This is a genomic window from Mesorhizobium sp. WSM4809, assembly GCF_055811655.1.
Genome location: NZ_JBVVQW010000001.1, coordinates 365,412 through 385,222, shown reverse-complemented (window position 1 = coordinate 385,222; position 19,811 = coordinate 365,412). Strand labels below are relative to the sequence as shown.

Annotated in this window: 12 protein-coding genes; 8 read left to right on the top strand and 4 right to left on the bottom strand. The window is 63.4% G+C overall.

All coding sequences use genetic code 11. From position 1 onward, the window contains the following. The first annotated feature begins 28 nt into the window (after positions 1-28). From glnT to AC0L24_RS01585, 7 genes are all read left to right on the top strand, one after another. Positions 29-1,336: a type III glutamate--ammonia ligase gene (glnT, locus tag AC0L24_RS01615; RefSeq protein ID WP_127811057.1), complete on the top strand. Its 1,308-nt coding sequence runs from the start codon at positions 29-31 to the stop codon at positions 1,334-1,336. Positions 1,337-1,372: 36 nt separating this feature from the next. Next, complete coding sequence (locus AC0L24_RS01610) at positions 1,373-2,626, top strand: sarcosine oxidase subunit beta family protein (protein WP_127811058.1); 1,254 nt, start codon at positions 1,373-1,375, stop codon at positions 2,624-2,626. 17 nt (positions 2,627-2,643) lie between these two features. After that, entirely contained in the window at positions 2,644-2,919 is a 276-nt protein-coding gene (locus AC0L24_RS01605) for a sarcosine oxidase subunit delta family protein (protein ID WP_127811059.1), read from the top strand. Between the two features lie 241 nt (positions 2,920-3,160). Then, positions 3,161-6,142: a sarcosine oxidase subunit alpha gene (locus AC0L24_RS01600; RefSeq protein ID WP_473563356.1), complete on the top strand. Its 2,982-nt coding sequence runs from the start codon at positions 3,161-3,163 to the stop codon at positions 6,140-6,142. Further along, complete coding sequence (locus AC0L24_RS01595; RefSeq protein ID WP_164874020.1) at positions 6,120-6,761, top strand: sarcosine oxidase subunit gamma; 642 nt, start codon at positions 6,120-6,122, stop codon at positions 6,759-6,761. The genes AC0L24_RS01600 and AC0L24_RS01595 overlap by 23 nt, the downstream gene beginning before the upstream one ends. 349 nt (positions 6,762-7,110) lie before the next feature. Beyond that, positions 7,111-9,480, top strand: a complete 2,370-nt coding sequence (locus AC0L24_RS01590) for a DUF1989 domain-containing protein (protein WP_127811063.1) — start codon at positions 7,111-7,113, stop codon at positions 9,478-9,480. Positions 9,481-9,865: 385 nt separating this feature from the next. After that, positions 9,866-11,575: an APC family permease gene (locus AC0L24_RS01585; protein ID WP_127811064.1), complete on the top strand. Its 1,710-nt coding sequence runs from the start codon at positions 9,866-9,868 to the stop codon at positions 11,573-11,575. A gap of 68 nt (positions 11,576-11,643) precedes the next feature. Here AC0L24_RS01585 and AC0L24_RS01580 read toward each other — a convergent pair whose 3' ends face one another. The 4 genes from AC0L24_RS01580 to AC0L24_RS01565 all read right to left on the bottom strand — a co-directional run bounded on the left by AC0L24_RS01580 (position 11,644) and on the right by AC0L24_RS01565 (position 18,617). Beyond that, complete coding sequence (locus AC0L24_RS01580) at positions 11,644-14,790, bottom strand: efflux RND transporter permease subunit (protein ID WP_127328496.1); 3,147 nt, start codon at positions 14,788-14,790, stop codon at positions 11,644-11,646. Between the two features lie 199 nt (positions 14,791-14,989). Further along, the gene (locus AC0L24_RS01575; RefSeq protein ID WP_473563355.1) at positions 14,990-16,132 is read right to left on the bottom strand and encodes an efflux RND transporter periplasmic adaptor subunit; all 1,143 of its coding nucleotides are present in this window, start codon (positions 16,130-16,132) and stop codon (positions 14,990-14,992) included. Between the two features lie 51 nt (positions 16,133-16,183). Then, positions 16,184-16,789: a TetR/AcrR family transcriptional regulator gene (locus tag AC0L24_RS01570; protein ID WP_027036073.1), complete on the bottom strand. Its 606-nt coding sequence runs from the start codon at positions 16,787-16,789 to the stop codon at positions 16,184-16,186. A 187-nt stretch (positions 16,790-16,976) separates the two neighbouring features. Further along, positions 16,977-18,617, bottom strand: coding sequence for an acyl-CoA synthetase (locus tag AC0L24_RS01565; RefSeq protein ID WP_127811065.1), 1,641 nt, complete (start codon positions 18,615-18,617; stop codon positions 16,977-16,979). A 191-nt stretch (positions 18,618-18,808) separates the two neighbouring features. Between AC0L24_RS01565 and AC0L24_RS01560 the strand changes: the two genes are divergently transcribed. Next, positions 18,809-19,774, top strand: a complete 966-nt coding sequence (locus AC0L24_RS01560) for a sugar-binding transcriptional regulator (RefSeq protein ID WP_127396099.1) — start codon at positions 18,809-18,811, stop codon at positions 19,772-19,774. Positions 19,775-19,811 lie beyond the last annotated feature (37 nt).

Genomic DNA, 19,811 nt, shown 5'->3' with positions numbered 1-19,811 from the left:
CAACAATCGATAAAAATGGGGAACTAGCGTGGCAACTGATCTTGCAGAATTCGCAAGGGCGAAAAACGTCAAATATTTCATGATTTCCTACACTGACCTGTTCAGTGGCCAGCGTGCCAAGCTGGTGCCGGCGCAGGCAATCGCCGACATGCAGAAGGACGGCGCCGGCTTTGCCGGGTTCGCCACCTGGCTGGACCTGACGCCGGCACATCCCGACATGCTGGCGGTGCCGGATCCGGATTCGGTGATCCAGCTGCCGTGGAAGCCTGAGGTCGCCTGGGTCGCGGCCAACTGCATCATGGACGACAAGGAGGTCGACCAGGCGCCGCGCAACACGCTGAAGCGGCTGATCGCAGAGGCCGCCAGCGACGGCATGCACGTCAAGACCGGCGTCGAGGCCGAGTTCTTCCTGATCTCGCCGGATGGCAAGACGATTTCCGACGAATACGACACGGCCTCAAAGCCCTGCTACGACCAGCAAGCGGTGATGCGCCGCTATGACGTCATCGCCGAGATCTGCGACCACATGCTGGCGCTCGGCTGGGGCGCCTACCAGAACGACCACGAGGATGCCAACGGCCAATTCGAGATGAACTGGGCCTTCGACGACGCGCTGGCGACCGCCGACAAGCACTCGTTCTTCAAGTTCATGGTCAAGTCGATCGCCGAGAAGCACGGCCTGCGCGCGACTTTCATGCCCAAACCCTTCCAGGGCCTGACCGGCAATGGCTGCCATGCCCATATCTCGGTCTGGGACAAATCGGGCAAGACCAACGTTTTCGCCGACAAAGCGATGGAGCTCGGCCTGTCGGCCAAGGGCCGGAATTTCCTCGGCGGCATCATGAAGCATGCTTCCGCGCTTGCCGCGATCACCAACCCGACGGTGAATTCCTACAAGCGCATCAACGCGCCACGCACGATTTCGGGCGCCACCTGGGCGCCGAACACGGTGACCTGGACCGGCAACAACCGCACCCACATGGTGCGCGTGCCCGGCCCCGGCCGCTTCGAGCTGCGGCTGCCGGATGGTGCTGCCAACCCTTATCTGCTGCAGGCGGTTATCATCGCCGCCGGCCTCGACGGCATCCGCTCGAAGGCCGATCCCGGCAAGCGCTATGACATCGACATGTACCAGCATGGGCACACGGTGAAGGGCGCGCCAAAACTGCCGCTCAACCTGCTCGACGCCTTGCGCGAGTTCGACAAGGACAAATCGCTCAAGGCGGCGCTGGGTGAGGAATTCTCGTCGGCCTACCTAAAGCTGAAGCACCAGGAATGGAATTCCTATGCTTCGCACTTCACGCAATGGGAGCGCGACCACACGCTGGATATCTGACCACCAGCGCGGTGCGAGCGACCTCGGAATGAACTGATGAAATATTCGATCTTCTCGCTCGCCCGCGCCGCCCTGTCCGGCCACAAGAACTGGCAGCGCACCTGGCGCGACGCCACGCCGAAGGATCGCTACGACGTGGTGATCATCGGCGGCGGCGGCCACGGACTTGCCACCGCCTGGTTTCTCGCCAGCGAGTACGGCATCAAGAATGTCGCCGTACTCGAAAAAGGCTGGATCGGCTCCGGCAATGCCGGCCGCAACACCACCATCATCCGCTCCAATTACGGCCTGCCCGGCAATACCGGCTTCTACGAATTGTCGATGAAGCTGTGGGAGCGGATGGAGCAGGACCTCAACTACAACACGATGGTCAGCCAGCGCGGCGTCATCAACCTCTACCACTCCGACGCGCAGCGCGACGCTTATGCGCGGCGCGGCAACACCATGCGCATCAACGGCATCGACGCCGAACTGCTCGACCTCGCCGCGGTCAAGAAGATGATACCGTTCCTGAACTTCGACAATGCGCGCTTTCCCGTGCAAGGCGGGCTGTTGCAGCGGCGCGGCGGCACGGCGCGGCACGATGCTGTTATCTGGGGCTATGCCCATGCGGCGAGCGAACTCGGCGTCGACATCATCCAGAATTGCGAAGTCACCGGCTTCGTCAGGGACGCCAATGGCAAGGTGACCGGCGTCGAGACATCGCGCGGCAAGATCGGCGCCGGCAAGGTCGGCATGGCTGTTGCCGGAAGTTCGTCGCGCGTCGCGGCAATGGCCGGCCTGCGCCTGCCGATCGAAAGCCATGTGCTGCAGGCCTTCGTCTCCGAGGCGATCAAACCGCTTATCCCTGGTGTCATGACCTTCGGCGCCGGCCATTTCTATGTCAGCCAGTCGGACAAGGGCGGGCTGGTCTTCGGCGGCGATATAGACGGCTACAATTCCTACGCCCAGCGCGGCAACATGCCTGTGATGGAGGACGTCTGCGAGGGCGGCATGGCGCTTATGCCGATGATCGGCCGCGTGCGCCTGCTGCGCCAGTGGGGCGGCATCATGGACATGTCGATGGACGGCTCGCCGATCATCGACAAGAGCCCGGTCGACGGGCTCTATATCAACGCTGGCTGGTGCTATGGCGGCTTCAAGGCGACACCAGGCTCCGGCTTTGTCTTTGCCCATCTTCTGGCCCGCGATGAATCGCACGAAGAAGCCGCGCGGTTCCGCCTCGATCGGTTCCGAACTGGCGCCACGATCGACGAAAAGGGCCAGGGCGCCCAACCGAACCTGCATTGAAGGCGGTCTAGAACAGCATGCGCATTGTCTGTCCCTTCTGCGGCGAACGCGAACTCGGCGAGTTCACCTATCTCGGCGACGCCAAGCCGGTGCGCCCCGAAGCCGGCGCCTCGGAAGACGAGGTCTTCGACTATGTCTATCTGCGCGACAATGTCGCCGGGCAGACCAGCGAATACTGGTACCATGGCGGCGGCTGCCGGGCCTGGCTGAAGGTCACCCGCAACACGCTGACGCACGAGATTTCCGCCGTTGAGCCGGCGGCTGGCGTGGGTGCGAGGCAGGTCGCGAAATGAATTTTCTTGTGCAAGTCAGCGCCGCCCCTCACCTGCCTGCCGGCATCCTCTCCCCGTATAGAGACTGGGAGAGGGACGCTGGCCGCAACCTGGCCGCTATTCCTGCAGCGTTGATGATTGGCGAAATCGCGGACGAGAGCGTCCTTCTCCCCGTCACTATACGGGGAGAAGTGCCCGGCAGGGCGATGAGGGGCGGCTCGACGCTGCCGCATGACATCGAAGCGACGAAGGGTCGGCAATCGTGACTTCCAGCCAATCCCACCGTCTCACCTCCGGCGGTCTCATCGACCGCTCGGTGCCACTGAACTTCCGTTTCGACGGCAAGGCTTTCCTCGGCTTCCAGGGCGATACGCTCGCCTCCGCGCTGATCGCCAACGGCGTCAAGCTGGTCGGCCGCTCGTTCAAATACCATCGCCCGCGCGGTATTCTCACCGCTGGTTCGGAAGAACCCAACGCGCTGGTCGAGCTGCGCACCGGCGCACGGCGCGAGCCGAACACCAAGGCGACGACAGCCGAACTCTATGACGGGCTCGAGGCCGCCAGCCAGAACCGATGGCCGTCGCTGCGCCACGATGTGATGTCGGTGAACCAGCTGTTCGCGCCGATCTTCGTCGCCGGCTTCTACTACAAGACCTTCATGTGGCCGGCGAAGTTCTGGGAAGCGATCTACGAGCCGGCGATCCGCCGCGCCGCCGGCCTCGGCCGTGCCTCAGGCATCGCCGATCCCGATCACTACGACAAGGCATGGGCGCATTGCGATGTGCTGATCGCCGGTTCAGGTCCGGCCGGTCTGGCCGCGGCATTGGCAGCCGGCCGCGCTGGTGCCCGCGTCATCCTGTGCGAAGAGGATTTTGTCCCCGGCGGCCGCCTGCTGTCGGATGGCGGCACGATCGATGGTGTGCCGGCAGCCGAATGGCTGTCGCGGACGCTGGCTGAATTGGCCGATATGCCCGATGTCCGCATCATGACCCGCACGACATTGTTCGGGGTCTATGATGGCGGTACCTATGGCGCGATCGAGCGGGTCAACGACCACCTGCCCTCGCCGCCTCAGCATCAGGTGCGCCAGCGGCTGTGGCGGATCGTGGCGAAGCGCTGCGTTGTCGCGGCCGGCGCCATCGAACGGCCGATCGTCTTTGCCGGCAACGACACGCCCGGTGTTATGATGGCGTCCGCCATGCGCACCTATGTCGCGCGCTATGCGGCGACACCGGCAAAGCGCCTCGCGCTGTTCACCAACAATGAGGATGGCTGGCGCACGGTCGAGACTGCACTCGGTGCCGGCCTGCAGATCGCGGCGGTCATCGATGCACGGTCCGAAGTGTCGCCGGCGCATCGTTCGCTGGCCTCCAAGGGTGGCTTCCCGGTGCTGCATGGTTCCGTCAGCGGGGTCGATGGCGGCAAGGATGGCGTCAGGAAAATCGCGGTCTCGCTGACCGGTGGCGCGCGCGCCGAGGTCGAAGCGGACGGCCTCGCAGTCTCCGGCGGCTGGAACCCGGCGGTCGGGCTGACTTCCTACCATCGTGGCCGGCCGAAATGGCAGAACGACATATCTGCCTTCGTGCCGGACGGCGCGCCTCCCGGCATGGTCGCCGCGGGTGCCGCCAATGGCGATTTCGGCCTCGGCGCCTGCCTGAGCCAGGGATTTGCCGCCGGCGCGGCAGCGGCGCGTGACACGGGACATAGCGACACAGTGGGTATCGCGCCTGCCGCCGACGACGAGGCATTCTCGCTGACGCCGCTATGGCACGTCGCCGGCAAGGGCAAGGCTTTTGTCGATTACCAGCACGACGTCCCCGCCTCCGACATCGAACTGGCGCAGCGCGAAGGCTTTGAATCGGTCGAGCACCTGAAGCGCTACACGACGCTCGGCATGGCGACCGACCAGGGCAAGACCTCGAATGTCGCCGGCCTTGCCATCATGGCCGCGGTCAGCGGCCGTTCGATCCCCGAGACCGGCACGACAATCTACCGGCCGCCTTACGTGCCGGTCGCCATCGGCGCCGTCGCCGGCCATCACCGCGACGAGACGTTCCATGCGACACGGCTGACGCCGTCGCATCACTGGGCGGCCGAACAGGGCGCCGTCTTCGTCGACACCGGCCTGTGGAAGCGTGCGCAATGGTACCCTCGCGCCGGCGAGAAGGACTGGCTGGAATCGGTGACCCGCGAGGTCAAGGCGGTGCGCGGCGGCGTCGGCTTCTGCGATGTCTCGACGCTCGGCAAGATCGACGTGCACGGCCCGGATGCCGGCGCTTTCCTGGATCGCGTCTACATCAACACCTTCTCCAATCTTGCGGTGGGAAAAGCGCGTTACGGGCTCATGCTGCGCGAGGACGGCATCGTCTATGACGATGGCACGACATCGCGGCTGGCCGAGGATCATTACTTCCTGACCACCACCACGGCCAAGGCCGGGCTGGTGATGCAGCATCTCGAATTCTGCCGCCAGGTGCTGTTCCCGGAGCTCGACGTGCAGCTCACTTCCGTCTCGGACCAGTGGGCGCAATTCTCGATCGCCGGGCCGAAGACACGCGATCTGCTCAGGGAAATCGTCGACCCGGTCGAAGACCTTTCCAACGAAGGCTTTCCATTCATGGGCGCGCGCGAAGTAGCACTCCGCGGCGGCCTGAGGGCACGGCTGTTCCGTATCTCGTTCTCAGGCGAGATGGCTTTCGAGATTTCGGTGCCGGCGCGCTTTGGCGATGCCATGGCGCGCAATTTGATGCTGGCCGGCGCGCCGTTCGGCGTGACGCCTTACGGCACCGAGGCGCTCGGCGTCATGCGCGTCGAAAAGGGCCACATTGCCGGACCGGAACTGAGCGGCACGACGACGGCGGCCGATCTTGGCCTGGGCAAGATGATGTCGACCAAGAAAGACTATATCGGCCGCGTCATGGCCGGACGCGAGGCGCTGGTAGCCCCGGACCGGCAGGTCGTCGTCGGCATCAAGCCGACGGACAAGGCACGCCGGCTGCGCTCCGGCGCACACATCATCCCGAAGGGACAGACACCCGGCCCCGGCAACGACCAGGGCTATGTCACCTCGGTCTGCTTCTCGCCGACGTTGGATCAGTGGATCGGGCTCGCGCTTGTCGAACGCGGCCGCGAACGCATCGGCGAGATCGTGCATGCGCATGACCCGTTGCGCGGCGAAGACTACGATGTCGAACTCTGCAATCCCGTCTTCTACGATCCGGATGGAGGGCGCCAGCGTGGTTGATTCTTCCTGGGCTCCCCACAGTCCCCTTGAAAAGGCGCTTGTTGCCGGCGTGCATGGTGCACGCGGTATCGAGGCCGGCGTCTCGCTGACCGAGATTCGCAATTTTGATCTCGTCCAGGTGATGGCGCGGCGCGGCCAAGGGGCTGATCTGGCGAAAGCGGCCAAGGCCCGTTTCGGCGCGGTGCCACCGGATGCGCCGAAGGCGGTACAGACTCCGGATGCCACGCTGATCTGGTCGGGGCCGGATCAGTTCTTCGTTCTGTCAAACGGCGGCAAGCACACGACGCAGACGTTGACGCCGGCATTCTCCGGCTCCGCCTCGCTGTCGGATCAGTCGCATGCACGGGTCTTGATCAGCATTTCGGGCGTCAAGGCACGCACCATGCTGGCGAAACTGTCTTCGATCGACTTGCACCCAACGACGTTCCCGGTCGGCGCCGCCGCCGCGACATCGATGGATCACACCAGCGTCACGCTCTGGCGCGGCGGCGATCGGCCGGATGGGCAGGCGGTGTTCAACCTTCTGGTGTTTGCGACCTTCGCCGAAAGCCTTTGGCATACGGTGCTGGATTCGGGTGCGGAGTACGGAGTTGCTATCAGCCACTCTGACGGAGTTTAGGTCGCTAATTGTAGATCTCGGCGCTGCCCCTCATTGCCCTGCCGGGCATTTCTCCCCGTAAACGGGGCGAAAAGACGCTGGCTGCAATGCCGCGCCATCTCCTTAGCGTCGGCACTTGGCGAAACCGATGACGACAGCGCCCTTCGCCCCGTTTACGGGGAGAAGATGGCGGCAGCCAGATGAGGGGCGGCGCCGACGTTCGGAGACAAGGCTGATTGGCGAAATTCAACCTGAGCCGACTACGTCCGAAACGCCACCTTCGCCTTGCCAAACGCACGCGCACTGCTATTCTTACCGCTAAAATAATTTCACACACAGGCAAACTTGTTTCTCGAACCGCAAGGCTGAAATGAGCCAGTCGCCCTACCCCGCAATTGCTGCCGGACCGCCGCGGCCGAGCCTCATCCTGAGGCCCGGCCAGATCACGCTGCCGCCGGGCATGGAGCGTTATACGATCCATGGCAATGGCGCGGTGCTCATCGATATCGAGGCCGGCGACACGATCACCGTGCGCAATGTCGAGGGTGGCCAGGCCTGCGAGTTGCTGGCCTGGGACAGGACCGGCGCGACCGATCCCGGCATTTTCGGTGAAACATCGAACAGCAACGCTGCCGGCATCAAGGCGCTGTTGGCCGAGGACGACGACAGCCTCGCATCGCTACGGAGCGGGCTCGCGCGCCGGCAGGTGCAGCTTGACCATGCCAAGGCGGTTCGCGTGTTCGGCGGCGCGACGCCCGCCGGCACCGAACAGGCTTTCACCGTCGCGCGCGATGGCGCGATGCTGATTGCGGCCCCCGGCGGGCCGATGCTGGTCGATGGCCACGACACGGCGACGCCGCTGATTGCCATCGTTCGCCGTGCCACGATCCGCCCGGCGGCGAAATCGCTACTGGCCGATCCGCTGGCCGACCCGGTTCTCGATTTGCGCGTCCATTCGGCGACGGCGGAATCCTATTTCGTCAAGGCTGGCGACTATCTCCAGATCATCGATGTCGACGGGCGCCAGTGCACCGATTTCCAGTGCTTTTCGGCGCACAAGCTGGACAGGGGATTGGATCATCCGCTCGACGTGACGACGACTCGCACGCTGATGGGTGCGAGCTACCCGATGCCCGGCCTGCATTCCAAATACTTTGACCAGGACATGGAGCCACTGGTCGAGGTGGTGCAGGACACATGCGGCCGGCACGACGCCTTCGCGCTCGCCTGCGCCGCCAAATATTACGACGACATCGGCTATCCCGGCCACACCAACTGCTCGGAGAATTTCAACGGCGCTCTGGCCGGCAAGGGCGTCAATCCCCGCGCGGGCTGGATGGCGATCAACTTCTTCTTCAACACGGCGATCGACGCGCATGGCGTCATGGTGTCCGACGAGCCGTGGTCGCGGGCGGGTGACTATGTGCTGCTCAGGGCGCTCACCGACATCGTCTGCGTGTCCTCCGCCTGCCCCGACGACACGACGCCGGCCAATGGCTGGAACCCGACCGACATCCATGTGCGGACCTATTCCGGCCAGCACAAATTCTCGCGAGCGATCGCCAGACGCATGACGCCCGATTCGGAACAGAAAATGACCCGCGAGACAGCTTTTCATTCGAGCTTTGCCAAGCACACCCGCAACTTCGGCGAGTACAGGGGCTATTGGCTCGCCAATTCCTTCGCCAAGGACGGGCCGATCGCGGAATACTGGGCGTGCCGCCAGGACGCGGTGATCATGGACCTGTCGCCGCTGCGCAAGTTCGAGGTTACCGGCCCGGATTCCGAGGCGCTGCTGCAATACACGCTGACCCGCGACGTCAAGAAGCTTGGCGTCGGCCAGGTCGTCTACTCCGCCATGTGCTACGAGCATGGCGGCATGATCGATGACGGCACGCTGCTGCGGCTCGGCAAGGACAATTTCCGCTGGGTCGGCGGTGACGATCTGTCCGGCGAATGGCTGCGCGAGACGGCGACGAAGCTCGGCCTCAACGTGCTGGTGCGCTCGTCAACCGACCAGATGCACAACGTCGCCGTCCAGGGTCCGAAGAGCCGCGACATCCTGCGAGAAGTGATCTGGACTTCGCCATTGCAGCCGTCGATCGACGAGCTCGAATGGTTCCGCTTCGCCGTCGCCCGCATTGGTGGCGGCAACGGCATTCCGGTCGTCGTCTCGCGCACCGGCTATACCGGCGAACTCGGCTACGAGATCTGGTGCCATCCGCGCGACGCCGAAAAGGTGTTCGACGCCATCTGGGAAGCCGGCCAGCCGCATGGGCTGAAGCCGATGGGGCTGCAGGCGCTGGACATGGTGCGCATCGAGGCCGGGCTGATCTTCGCCGGCTACGAATTCTCCGACCAGACCGATCCGTTCGAGGCCGGCATCGGCTTCACCGTGCCGCTGAAGAGCAAGACCGACGATTTCATCGGCCGCGAGGCGCTGATCCGCCGCAAGGAGCACCCGCAGACGAAGCTGGTCGGCCTCGACATCGAGGCCAATGTCGACGTCGGCCATGGCGACTGCGTGCATGTCGGCCGCGCCCAGATCGGCGTGGTCACGTCGGGCATGCGTTCTCCGGTGCTGAACAAGACCATCGCGCTGGCCAGGCTCGATGTCACCCATTCGGCTGTCGGTACCGAGGTCGAGATCGGCAAGCTCGACGGCCATGCCAAGCGGCTGCCGGCGCGCGTCGTCGCCTTCGCTCACTACGATCCGCAAAAGACCAAACCACGCTCCTGACGGCCTTCCTCCCAAGACAGTGAGGCCGTGCTGGCAGCCTGATAGGAATTTTTTCTTGACCTGCTGAGGGCAGCTATGCTACATATTCGTCCATGGTGCTGATTTGCGCCGGAACCCGCCTCCGGCGGTTTTTTCGTTTCCAGACCCCTGGTCCTTTTCCGAACAATCCTGCCCGCCAGTGTGAAGCTGACATGTTTCGCAAGCGTGATGTGCACGGCGCGACAATTCGCTTGACGTGAAAGCGCGCCGGATCAATCTTCACTCCTAAGAAAAAAATACGACTGAGTGGAAACACCAGCAGTCGATCAATGCATGCGTCGATGGTGAGCCTAGCGAAGCCGCGGCGGTCACGAACGGGGAACATCAAAATGGGGAACAGAGACATATGAGCACGATAACGACTGTCCTGGAGCCGCTTGCCGAAGGCAAGTTGCACCGAAATATCGACTGGCGCGGCGCCTTCTGGGTGGCGAGCGGCGTGCCTGCCCTCGTCCTGTTCTCGATCGGCGGCATTGCCGGCACGACCGGCACGCTGGCCTTCGCGATCTGGATCTTCTCCATGATCATGGGCTTCCTGCAATCCTTCACCTATGCCGAAATCGCCGGCCTGTTTCCGAACAAGTCGGGCGGCGCGTCGATCTATGGCGCCACCGCATGGCTGCGCTATTCCAAGTTCATCGCGCCGCTGTCGGTCTGGTGCAACTGGTTCGCCTGGTCGCCGGTGCTGTCGCTCGGCTGCTCGATCGCCGCCGCCTATATCCTCAACGCGTTGGCGCCGGTGCCGCTGTTCACCGATGCCTCGCCCGACGTCGTCGCCTATATCGCCGCGCATGCCGGGACGAGTGCCGCCGACGCCATCACGGCGGTGACCGCCGCGGCAACGCCGGTGATCCGCAACTGGACGCTCTACAGCCACACGCTGGGGCCGGTCTCGTTCACCCTCAACGCGACTTTCTTCATCGGCGCGGTGCTGATGCTGATCATCTTCGCCATCCAGCATCGCGGCATCCTCGGCACTGCCAATGTGCAGAAATATATCGGCCTGCTGGTCATCATCCCGATGCTGATCGTCGGCGTGGTGCCGATCGTCACCGGCCAGATCAACTGGGCGAATTTTTCGCCGCTGGTGCCGCTGGCGGCCGCCTATGCGCCCGAGCCCGGCGCCTGGAACATTGCCGGCTGGACGCTGGTGCTTGGCGGCATGTTCATCGCCGCCTGGTCGACCTACGGCTTCGAGACCGCCGTCTGCTACACCTCGGAGTTCAAGAACCCGGGCACCGACACGTTCAAGGCCATCTTCTATTCCGGCCTTTTGTGCATGCTGCTGTTCATCCTGGTGCCGTTCACCTTCCAGGGCGTGCTTGGCCTCAACGGCATGCTGGCGACACCGATCGTCGACGGCTCCGGTGTCGCCGACGCGCTGGCCGGCATGGTCGGCGGCGGCGCACTGATCCACAGCCTTTTGGTGATGCTGATGATCCTGGCTCTGGTTCTGTGCATCATGACGGCCATGGCCGGCTCTTCACGCACGCTCTACCAGGGCTCGGTCGATGGCTGGCTGCCGCGCTATCTCAGCCATGTCAACGAACATGGCGCGCCGACGCGGGCAATGTGGACCGATCTCGTCTTCAACCTGATCGTGCTGGCCATCGCCTCTGCCGACGCGACGAGCTTCTTCTTCATCCTCGCCGTGTCGAACTGCGGCTATATCATCTTCAACTTCCTCAACCTCAATGCCGGCTGGATCCACCGCATCGACAACGGCCATATCGCCCGGCCTTGGAAAGCACCGAGCTGGTTGCTCGGCGTCGGCGCGATCTTCGCCTATGTCAACATGATCTTCATGGGCGCGGGAGCCAAAGTTTGGAACCCGATGGCGCTGTGGGCCGGCCTGATCACGGCAGCCCTGATTATCCCGGTGTTCTGCTTCCGCCATTACATCCAGGACAAGGGCAAGTTCCCCGACCACATGCTGGCCGATCTCGGCATGACGGGGGCCGACCTCTCGGTCAAAAAGGCGGGCATACTGCCCTACCTGACCCTGGTAGCCGGCGTGGTGGTGATGCTGCTCGCCAACTGGTTCTTCGTCATCTGACCTCGTAAAAGTGAAAAGGATCGGGCGCGCTTCGGCGCGCCCGATCCTTTTCGACTGGCGTGATCGGTCTATTCGGCGGCCAGCGCCAGTTGCGGCTTTTCGGCTTCCTGGCTCAGTTCCAGATCGTCGGTCCGCCCCTCCGCCCCGCGCTTCTTCGGCTCCCGGCCGAAGAACAGGGCGTAGCCGGCAGGCAGGACCAGGATGGTCAGCACCGTGGCAACGAGGATGCCGCCCATCATGGCGTAGGCGAGCGGACCCCAGAAGACGCCGCGCGAGATCGGGATCAGCGCCAGCACCGCCGTCAGCGCCGTCAGCGTGATCGGCCGGAAACGGCGCACGGCCGAACCGATGATCGCCTCGTAGCGGTCCATGCCCGCGGCGATGTCCTGGTCGATCTGGTCGACCAGGATGATCGAGTTGCGCATGATGATGCCGAGCAGCGCGATGACGCCGAGAATGGCGACAAAGCCGAACGGCGCGCCGCTGATCAAGAGTGCCGCGGCAGCACCGATAATGCCAAGCGGACCGGTCGCCAGCACCAGCATCGCCTTGCCGAAGTTCTGCAGCTGGATCATCAAAAGCACGACGATGACGGCCAGCATGATCGGCGCCTTGGCGGCGATCGAAGCCTGGCTTTCCGCCGAATCCTCCGCACCGCCCTGGATCTCGACCTTGTAGCCGGGCGCCAATCCGTCACGCAGGCCCTGCATATCCTTGTACAGTTTGGTGACGACGTCATTGGACTGCACGCCGTCGGGCAGCGTTGCCCGCACACTGATGGTCGGCAGACGGTCGCGGCGCCACTCGATGCCTTGCTCCAGCACCGGCACCACCTTGGCAACCTGCGACAGCGGCACGAAGCCACCGAAGTCGGTCGGGATATAGACCGAGTCGACCGAGGACAGCAGGCTGCGGCTGGCATCCGGCTCGCGGGCGACGATGGACACCGTCTCCTCGCCGTCGCGGAAGTCGTCGAGCGGCGCGCCGGACATTGCCGCCTGCAGCATCTGGCGGATGCGCTGCGAGGTGACGCCGAGTGCGCGGGCACGATCCTGGTCGATGACCAGCTTCATCGCCGGAACCGGCTCCAGCCAGTCATCATGCACGGCGCCAAGCAGCGGATCCTCACGGAACTTCGCCTTCACCTGGTCGGCGATGCGGCGCACCTCCTGGCGATCCGGCCCCATGACGCGCATCTGCACCGGCCAGCCGGTCGGCGGGCCGAGGAACAGACGATCGACCTTGGCACGGATGGATGGGAAGTCTTCAGCCAGAACGGTGCGCAACTTGACGATCAGCCGTTCGCGGGCCGGTTCGTCATTGGCCATGACGAGCAGCTGGGCGAAGTTGGGGTTGCTCAGCTGCTGGTCGAGCGGCAGGAAGAAGCGCGGCGCGCCTTCGCCGATATAGGTGGCGATGAAACGCTTGTCCTTGTCGTCCATCATCTTGGTTTCGAGCGCCTTGGCCTGCGCCTCGACTTCCTTGATGCTGGTGCCTTCCGGCAGCCAAAGGTCGACGAGGATTTCCGGCCGCGACGATTGCGGGAAGAAGTTCTGCGGAATGAACTGGAAAGCCCACAGGCTGGTGCCGAAGGTGACCAGCGTCATCACCAGGACGATGATGCGATGGCGCACGGCCCAGCTGACGGTAGCACGAAGCCGGCGATAGAAACGCGTGTCGAAGACATCGTGATGGCTGCCGGCATGCTTGCGCTGCTTGAGGATCATATTGCCGAGCCATGGCGTGAAATAGACCGCGACGAACCAGGAGACGATCAGCGCGATGCCGACGACATAGAACAGGGTGCGGACATATTCGCCGGCGGTCGAGGCCGCGAAGCCGACCGGAATGAAGCCGGCTGTGGTGATCAGCGTGCCGGTCAGCATCGGGAAGGCGGTCGAGGAATAGGCGAAACTCGCCGCCTCGACCTTGACCATCCCCTCCTCCAGCTTGCGCTCCATCATCTCGACGACGATCATCGCGTCGTCGACCAGAAGACCGAGCGCGATGATCAGCGCGCCGAGCGAGATGCGCTGCAGGTCGATGCCGAGTTCGTACATGATGGCGAAGGTCGCAGCCAGCACCAGCGGGATGGCGATGGCGATGACCAGGCCAGAACGCCAGCCTATCGACAGGAACGAGACGACGAGCACGATCAGCAGCGCTTCGCCGAGCGCATGCATGAACTCGGCCACCGCATCGGTGACGACGCCCGGCTGGTCGGAGATCTGGTCGACCGCAACGCCGTAGGGCAGCGCCTCTTCGAAGCGCTTGTAGGTGGCCTCGACATCCTTGCCGACGTCGGTAACCTTGAAGCCCTTGGCCATGACGACGCCCAACTGCACGCTGTCGTGACCGTTGAAGCGGTATTTGCGCTGGAACGGATCTTCCAGCCCCGAGGTCACCGTGGCGATGTCGCCCAGCCTTGTGACCTGGCCGCCGGCGCGCAGGCGCAGGTTCCGGATATCCTCGACCTTGCCGACATCGCCCTCGACGGAGATGCGTACCGAGTTGGTGCCGGTATCGACGGAGCCGGCCGGGTCGACATTGTTCTGTCCCTTGATCGCATTCTGCAGATCGGTCAGCGTCAGGCCGCGTTCGGCCAGGGCCTTGGACGAGACGTCGATATAGAGCTTTTCCGGCTGGTCGCCGATGATGACGGCCTTCTCGACGCCGGGCGTCGTCAAAAGCATGTCGCGCGCCTGGATGGCGAACTTCTTCAGTTCGGGATAGCTGAAGCCGTCGCCGCTGATCGAATGCAAGGTGATGAAGGTGTCGCCGAACTCGTCGTTGAAATACGGGCCGAGCAGGCCCTGCGGCAGGTCGCCCTGGATATCGCCCACCTTCTTGCGCACCTGGTAGAAGGCGTCGGTCACCTCGGCGGTGTTGGTGTCGCCCTTGATCTGCACGGTGATGATGGCGCTGCCGGCGCGGGTGAAGGAGCGCACGAAATCGAGATGCGGCGTTTCCTGCAGCTTGCGTTCGATCTTGTTGACGACCTGGTCTTCCATCTCCTTGATCGAGGAGCCCGGCCAGATCGCCTGGACGACCATGATCCGGAAGGTGAAATCGGGATCTTCCTTCTGGCCCATACGCATCAGGCCGAGCGCGCCGGAAATGATGATCAGGCCGAACAGGAACCGCGCAATGGCGGGATGGCCGATTGCCCAGCGCGACAGGTTGAAGGGCCGCTTCTCTTCCGTGGAATTGGTCATCGACGCTGGTCCATCTATCTAGCGCATCAAAATCGAGGTTTCATAGTGGCTTCCGGGCGGCAAGGCTCTCCGAGCGGAGAAGCACTCATCGCGGTGGGACGCGAGATCGATGTGGGGGTTACATCAATCGAGCGTCTCGGTCGGGCGCCTGCCGCCCGGAAACCAACGACTGCGGGAACGCGCAGCCGGTTGTCTGTCGTCAGCGCACCTGCTTGGCGTCGCCGTCTGCCGCGGATGCCGGTTGCAGCGCCGCATCACCAGCGAGCTTCACCTTCAGGTTTTCGGTCATGAATTGCGTGCCGGCGGCGACCACGACATCGCCGGGTTTCAAACCCTCTGCAACACGCACGCCATCGGCGGCGAACTCGGCAACCTTGATCGGACGGGCATGAACGGTGTCGGCGCCACGATCGACGGTCCAGACGATCGATTGGGTGCCTTGCTCGGCCAATGCGCTCAGCGGGATCGAGACCAGCTGCCGCTCATTGGCCGCCGAGGCTTCGATGCTGGCGGTCATGCCGAGCAGCACACGCGGATCGTTTGGCAGGCTGACGCGGACGGCAAAGGTGCGTGACTGCGGATCGGCGCTACCGGCGACTTCGCGGACCTTGCCATCGAGCGCCAGCGCATCGTCGGACCAGAAGCCCGCCTTGACTGCCTTGCCCGGCCTGAATTCGGCGATTTCCATTTCGGGGACGGCGATCAGCACTTCCTTCTCGCCGTCGACGGCGACAGTGACAACCGGCGTACCGGAACCGACGACCTGACCGACGTCGGCACTGACCGTGGTGACGATGCCATCCCTGTCGGCCTTGAGATCGGTATAGCCGACCTGGTTCTTCGCCTGAGCAAGTGTCGAAAGGGCGGAATCACGGGTGGCGACCGCTTGGTCATAGGTCAAGGTCGCCTGTTCGAGCTGTGATTTCGGGGCAAAATTCTTGGCAAAAAGCTGCTCGGCTCGCTTGCGGGCAAGCTCCACGGTCTCGACCTGCCGCTCGGCGGCATCGAGCGCTGCCTGCGCGCTCTTGACCGAGAGGTCGTAGTCAATGGGATCGATGCGGGCGAGCACATCGCCCGCGGCCACATGCTGGCCGATATCGACGAGGCGCTCGGTGATCTTGCCATTGACGCGGAACGCCAGAGCGCTCTCGGTGCGGGCTCGCACCGAGCCGGAATAGGAGAGCGTGCGGGTGTCGTGCACCTTCGCGATCTCGACAACCTTGACGGGACGGATGATATCCTTGACTTCGGCTTTTTCCTGGCTGCAGCCGGCAAGCCCGAGAGTGGCGACGATCAGGCCGGCAACTGGCAGCTTGCGAAGGATGGAATTGGACAAAGACATCTTGGTACTCCGACTGGAGATGAATGGTCGACAACCGGCTGGCGGGGGCTATTACTTCAGAGCTCTGATCGCATAGTCGATCAGATCGTCGGGCATCGCCCGGTTGGTCTTGGCAAGGCACTGCGCCACCATTTGCGGATGGCACAGGATGACCGTTGCGGCACCGAAGCAGCGCGACGCGGTCACCGGGTCCTGTTGTCTGAACTCACCGGCCTCGATGCCGTCGCGGATCACCTCCGCAAACAGGTCGTGGATGCTGTCGACATGCTTGTCGATCACACCCCAGTCCCGTTCGAGGGCGACGATGACCATCTCGTGGACCTTCTGGTCGTCGAGCATGACCTCCATCGTCATCTTGTATTGCGCATGCACGTAACGCCTAAGCCGCTCCTCGGCGCTGATCGGCAGGCGCGAAATCTCGTAGGCCATCTTGTAGCTGGCGCCGAGCATACGGCCGCAGACGGCCTGGTGGATTTCGACCTTGGAGGCGAAGAAACGGTAGATGTTGGCGGGCGACATGCCGAGCTCACGCGCGATGTCGGCGACATTGGTCTTGCCGTAGCCATAGTGCCGGAACAGGCGCTCGGCGCAATCGAGAATGCGCGTTACATTTTCCTGTCGGGCGGCTTCGGCGACTATGGTGGCGGCTTCGGACATGATCCTCTATCGATTTACGAGTGATGAATTTCGATTTTCGTCACTCGTAAATTGAAAAGAGCGACCTGTCAATGCGGATTCGGTGTACACGTACGAATGGTGACAGATGGTGACAGGGAACCGACGAAAGTCGCGGAGGCTTTGCCCAATCGCAAAGGTCGTAACTGGAGGAGAGCAGCGACGAGGCTTAAGTCCCCCTCGCCATCTCGCGCAACCGGAATTTCTGGATCTTGCCGGTCGAGGTCTTCGGGATTTCGGCGAAGATGACCGCCTTCGGCACCTTGAACCGGGCAAGCAGCGCGCGGCAGTGATCGATGATCTCGGCTTCGGTCGCGACCTTGCCGGGCTTCAGCTCGACATAGGCAACAGGCACTTCGCCCCATTTGTCGTCGGGCCTGGCGACGACGCCGCAAGAGCCAACCGACGGGTGCTTGTAGAGCGCGTCCTCGACCTCGATAGAGGAGATGTTCTCGCCACCGGAGATGATGATGTCCTTGGAGCGGTCCTTGAGCTGGATGTAGCCGTCGGGGTGCATGACGCCGAGATCGCCGGAGTGGAACCAGCCGCCGGCGAAGGCCTCGTCGCTCGCCTTGCGGTTCTTCAAATAGCCTTTCATGACGATGTTGCCGCGGAACATGACCTCGCCGATGGTCTCACCATCGGCCGGTGTGGTCCGCATCGTCTCGGGGTCCATGACGGTCAGGCCTTCGAGCGCCGCATAGCGCACGCCCTGCCGCGCCTTCCTGGCACTGCGCTCGCCCTTTTCGAGATCATCCCAGGCGCCATGCCATTCGTTGACGACCGCCGGACCATAGGTCTCGGTCAGGCCGTAGAGGTGGGTGACGGCAAAGCCGGCATCGGCCATCCCCGACAGCACCGCTTCCGGTGGCGGAGCTGCCGCGGTGTTGAAGGTGACAGTCTGCGGGAATTCGCGCTTGTCCTCCTCCCTGGCATTGATCAGCACCGACATGACGACCGGGGCGCCGCACAGATGGGTGACGCCGTGATCGGCAATCGCATCGTAGATCGGCTTCGGCCGCACCCAGCGCAGGCAGACATGGGTGCCGGCCTGGACAGCGAGCGTCCAGGGAAAGCACCAGCCATTGCAGTGGAACATCGGCAGCGTCCAGAGATAGACCGCGTGCTTGGCCATGCCCGCATGAATGGTGTTGGTGTAGGCCATCAGCGCGGCACCGCGATGGTGGTAGACGACGCCCTTCGGATTGCCTGTCGTTCCGGAAGTGTAGTTGAGCGAGATGGCGTCCCACTCGTCGTCGGGCATCGACCAGGCGAAATCCTCGGCGCCGCCTGCGACAAACGCCTCATAGTCCAGCGTGCCAACCCGCTCGCCCTTCGGATACGGCGCGTCGTCGGCGTATTCGGGATCGTCATAGTCGATGACCAGCGGCTTGACCTCGGTCAGTTCTAGGGCCTGCCTGACAACGCCGGAGAATTCGCGGTCCACGATCAGCACCTTGGTCTCGGCATGATCGAGTTGGAAGGCGATGACCGCGGCATCGAGGCGGGTGTTGAGCGAATGCAGCACCGCCTTGGTCATCGGCACGCCGAAATGCGCCTCCAGCATCGGCGGCGTGTTGGACAGCATGACGGTGACGGTGTCGCCCTTGCCGATGCCGCGCCTGTCGAGCGCGGAGGCAAGCTTCAGCGACCGATGCCAGAAAGTGCGATAGTCGATGCGCTGGCGGCCGTGAATGATGGCGACATGGTCGGGATAGGTCTTGGCCGCGCGCTCAAGATAGGTGAGCGGTGTCAGCGGTTGATGGTTGGCCGCGTTCTTGTCGAGATCCTGTTCGTAAGGACTGCCCATCCCATGCTCCCCCCGCGGTTTCTTTCAGACGTTCTAATCACAGGCTCGGGCCGCGTCACCACAAACGATGCCACGAGAGAGCGCATTTGGCACAATGATGAACCAGATTCGGCGTAAGCGGGAGTATCGCATACCTCTGCCCAGTTTGACTTTTGTCGAGAGCCGTGAATAATGTCAGCCGAGGAGACGGCATGGCGATCCGACCGGCAGAACAACTCATCCACAAGGCCGCCTGGCTCTACTATGCCCATGGCCTGCGGCAGGACCAGGTGGCGAGCCAGCTTAACATTTCCCGTGCCTCGGTCGCCATGTATCTGCGCAAGGCGCGCGAGACCGGCATCGTCAACATCTCGACCTCGACCCAGCTTTTCACCGACGACGTGCTGGCGCGCAAGCTCGAGGATGCGTTGAGCCTCGACGCCGTCTGGATCGCGCCGGAGAATGATCATATTGCCGACCCATCGACGGAAATCGCCGTGCTGGCGGCGAGCGTCTTTCTCGAACTGGTCAAGAAGGGCGACCGCATCGGCGTCGCCTGGGGCCGCACCGTCTATATGATCGCCGACGTGATGTCCTATGCCGATCTACAGGATGTCACGGTGGTGCAGCTCTGCGGCAATCTCGGCGCGCCCTATTCCTATCGCCCCGACCAATGCACCATGGAAATCGCGCGGCGGCTCAACGCCAAGGGGCTCAATTTCTACGCGCCGCTGGTGCTGTCGACGGAAGAACTCGCGCGGGCGCTGCGTGCCGAGCCGGTGATCCGGGAACAATTGTCGGGTGTCAGCGAATGCGACCTGGCGTTATACTCGGTCGGCGCGGTCGACGCCGACAGCCATCTGGTCAAATGCGGCGCGCTGACGCCAAACGAAATGGCGGATTTGCGTAGCCAAGGCGCTGCCGGCGTGATTGCCGGGCAGATCATAGACGCCGAAGGCAAGGTGCTCGGCTGCGGTTATAACCGCCGGGTGATCTCCGCCGAACTTGCCTCGCTGCGCGCCATCACCAGGCGGTTGGTGGTGGTGCAGGAGGACAGCAAGTTCGAACCGCTGCTCGCGGCGATCGCCGGCGGCCTTTGCACGCATCTGGTGGTCGGCGCGCACATGGCGCAGCGGCTCCTGGACCATGCGGCTGCCACCATAGAAAAGGCCTCCTAGAAATCCTCCTCTCCGCTGCCGGCGCATTGTCATCAAA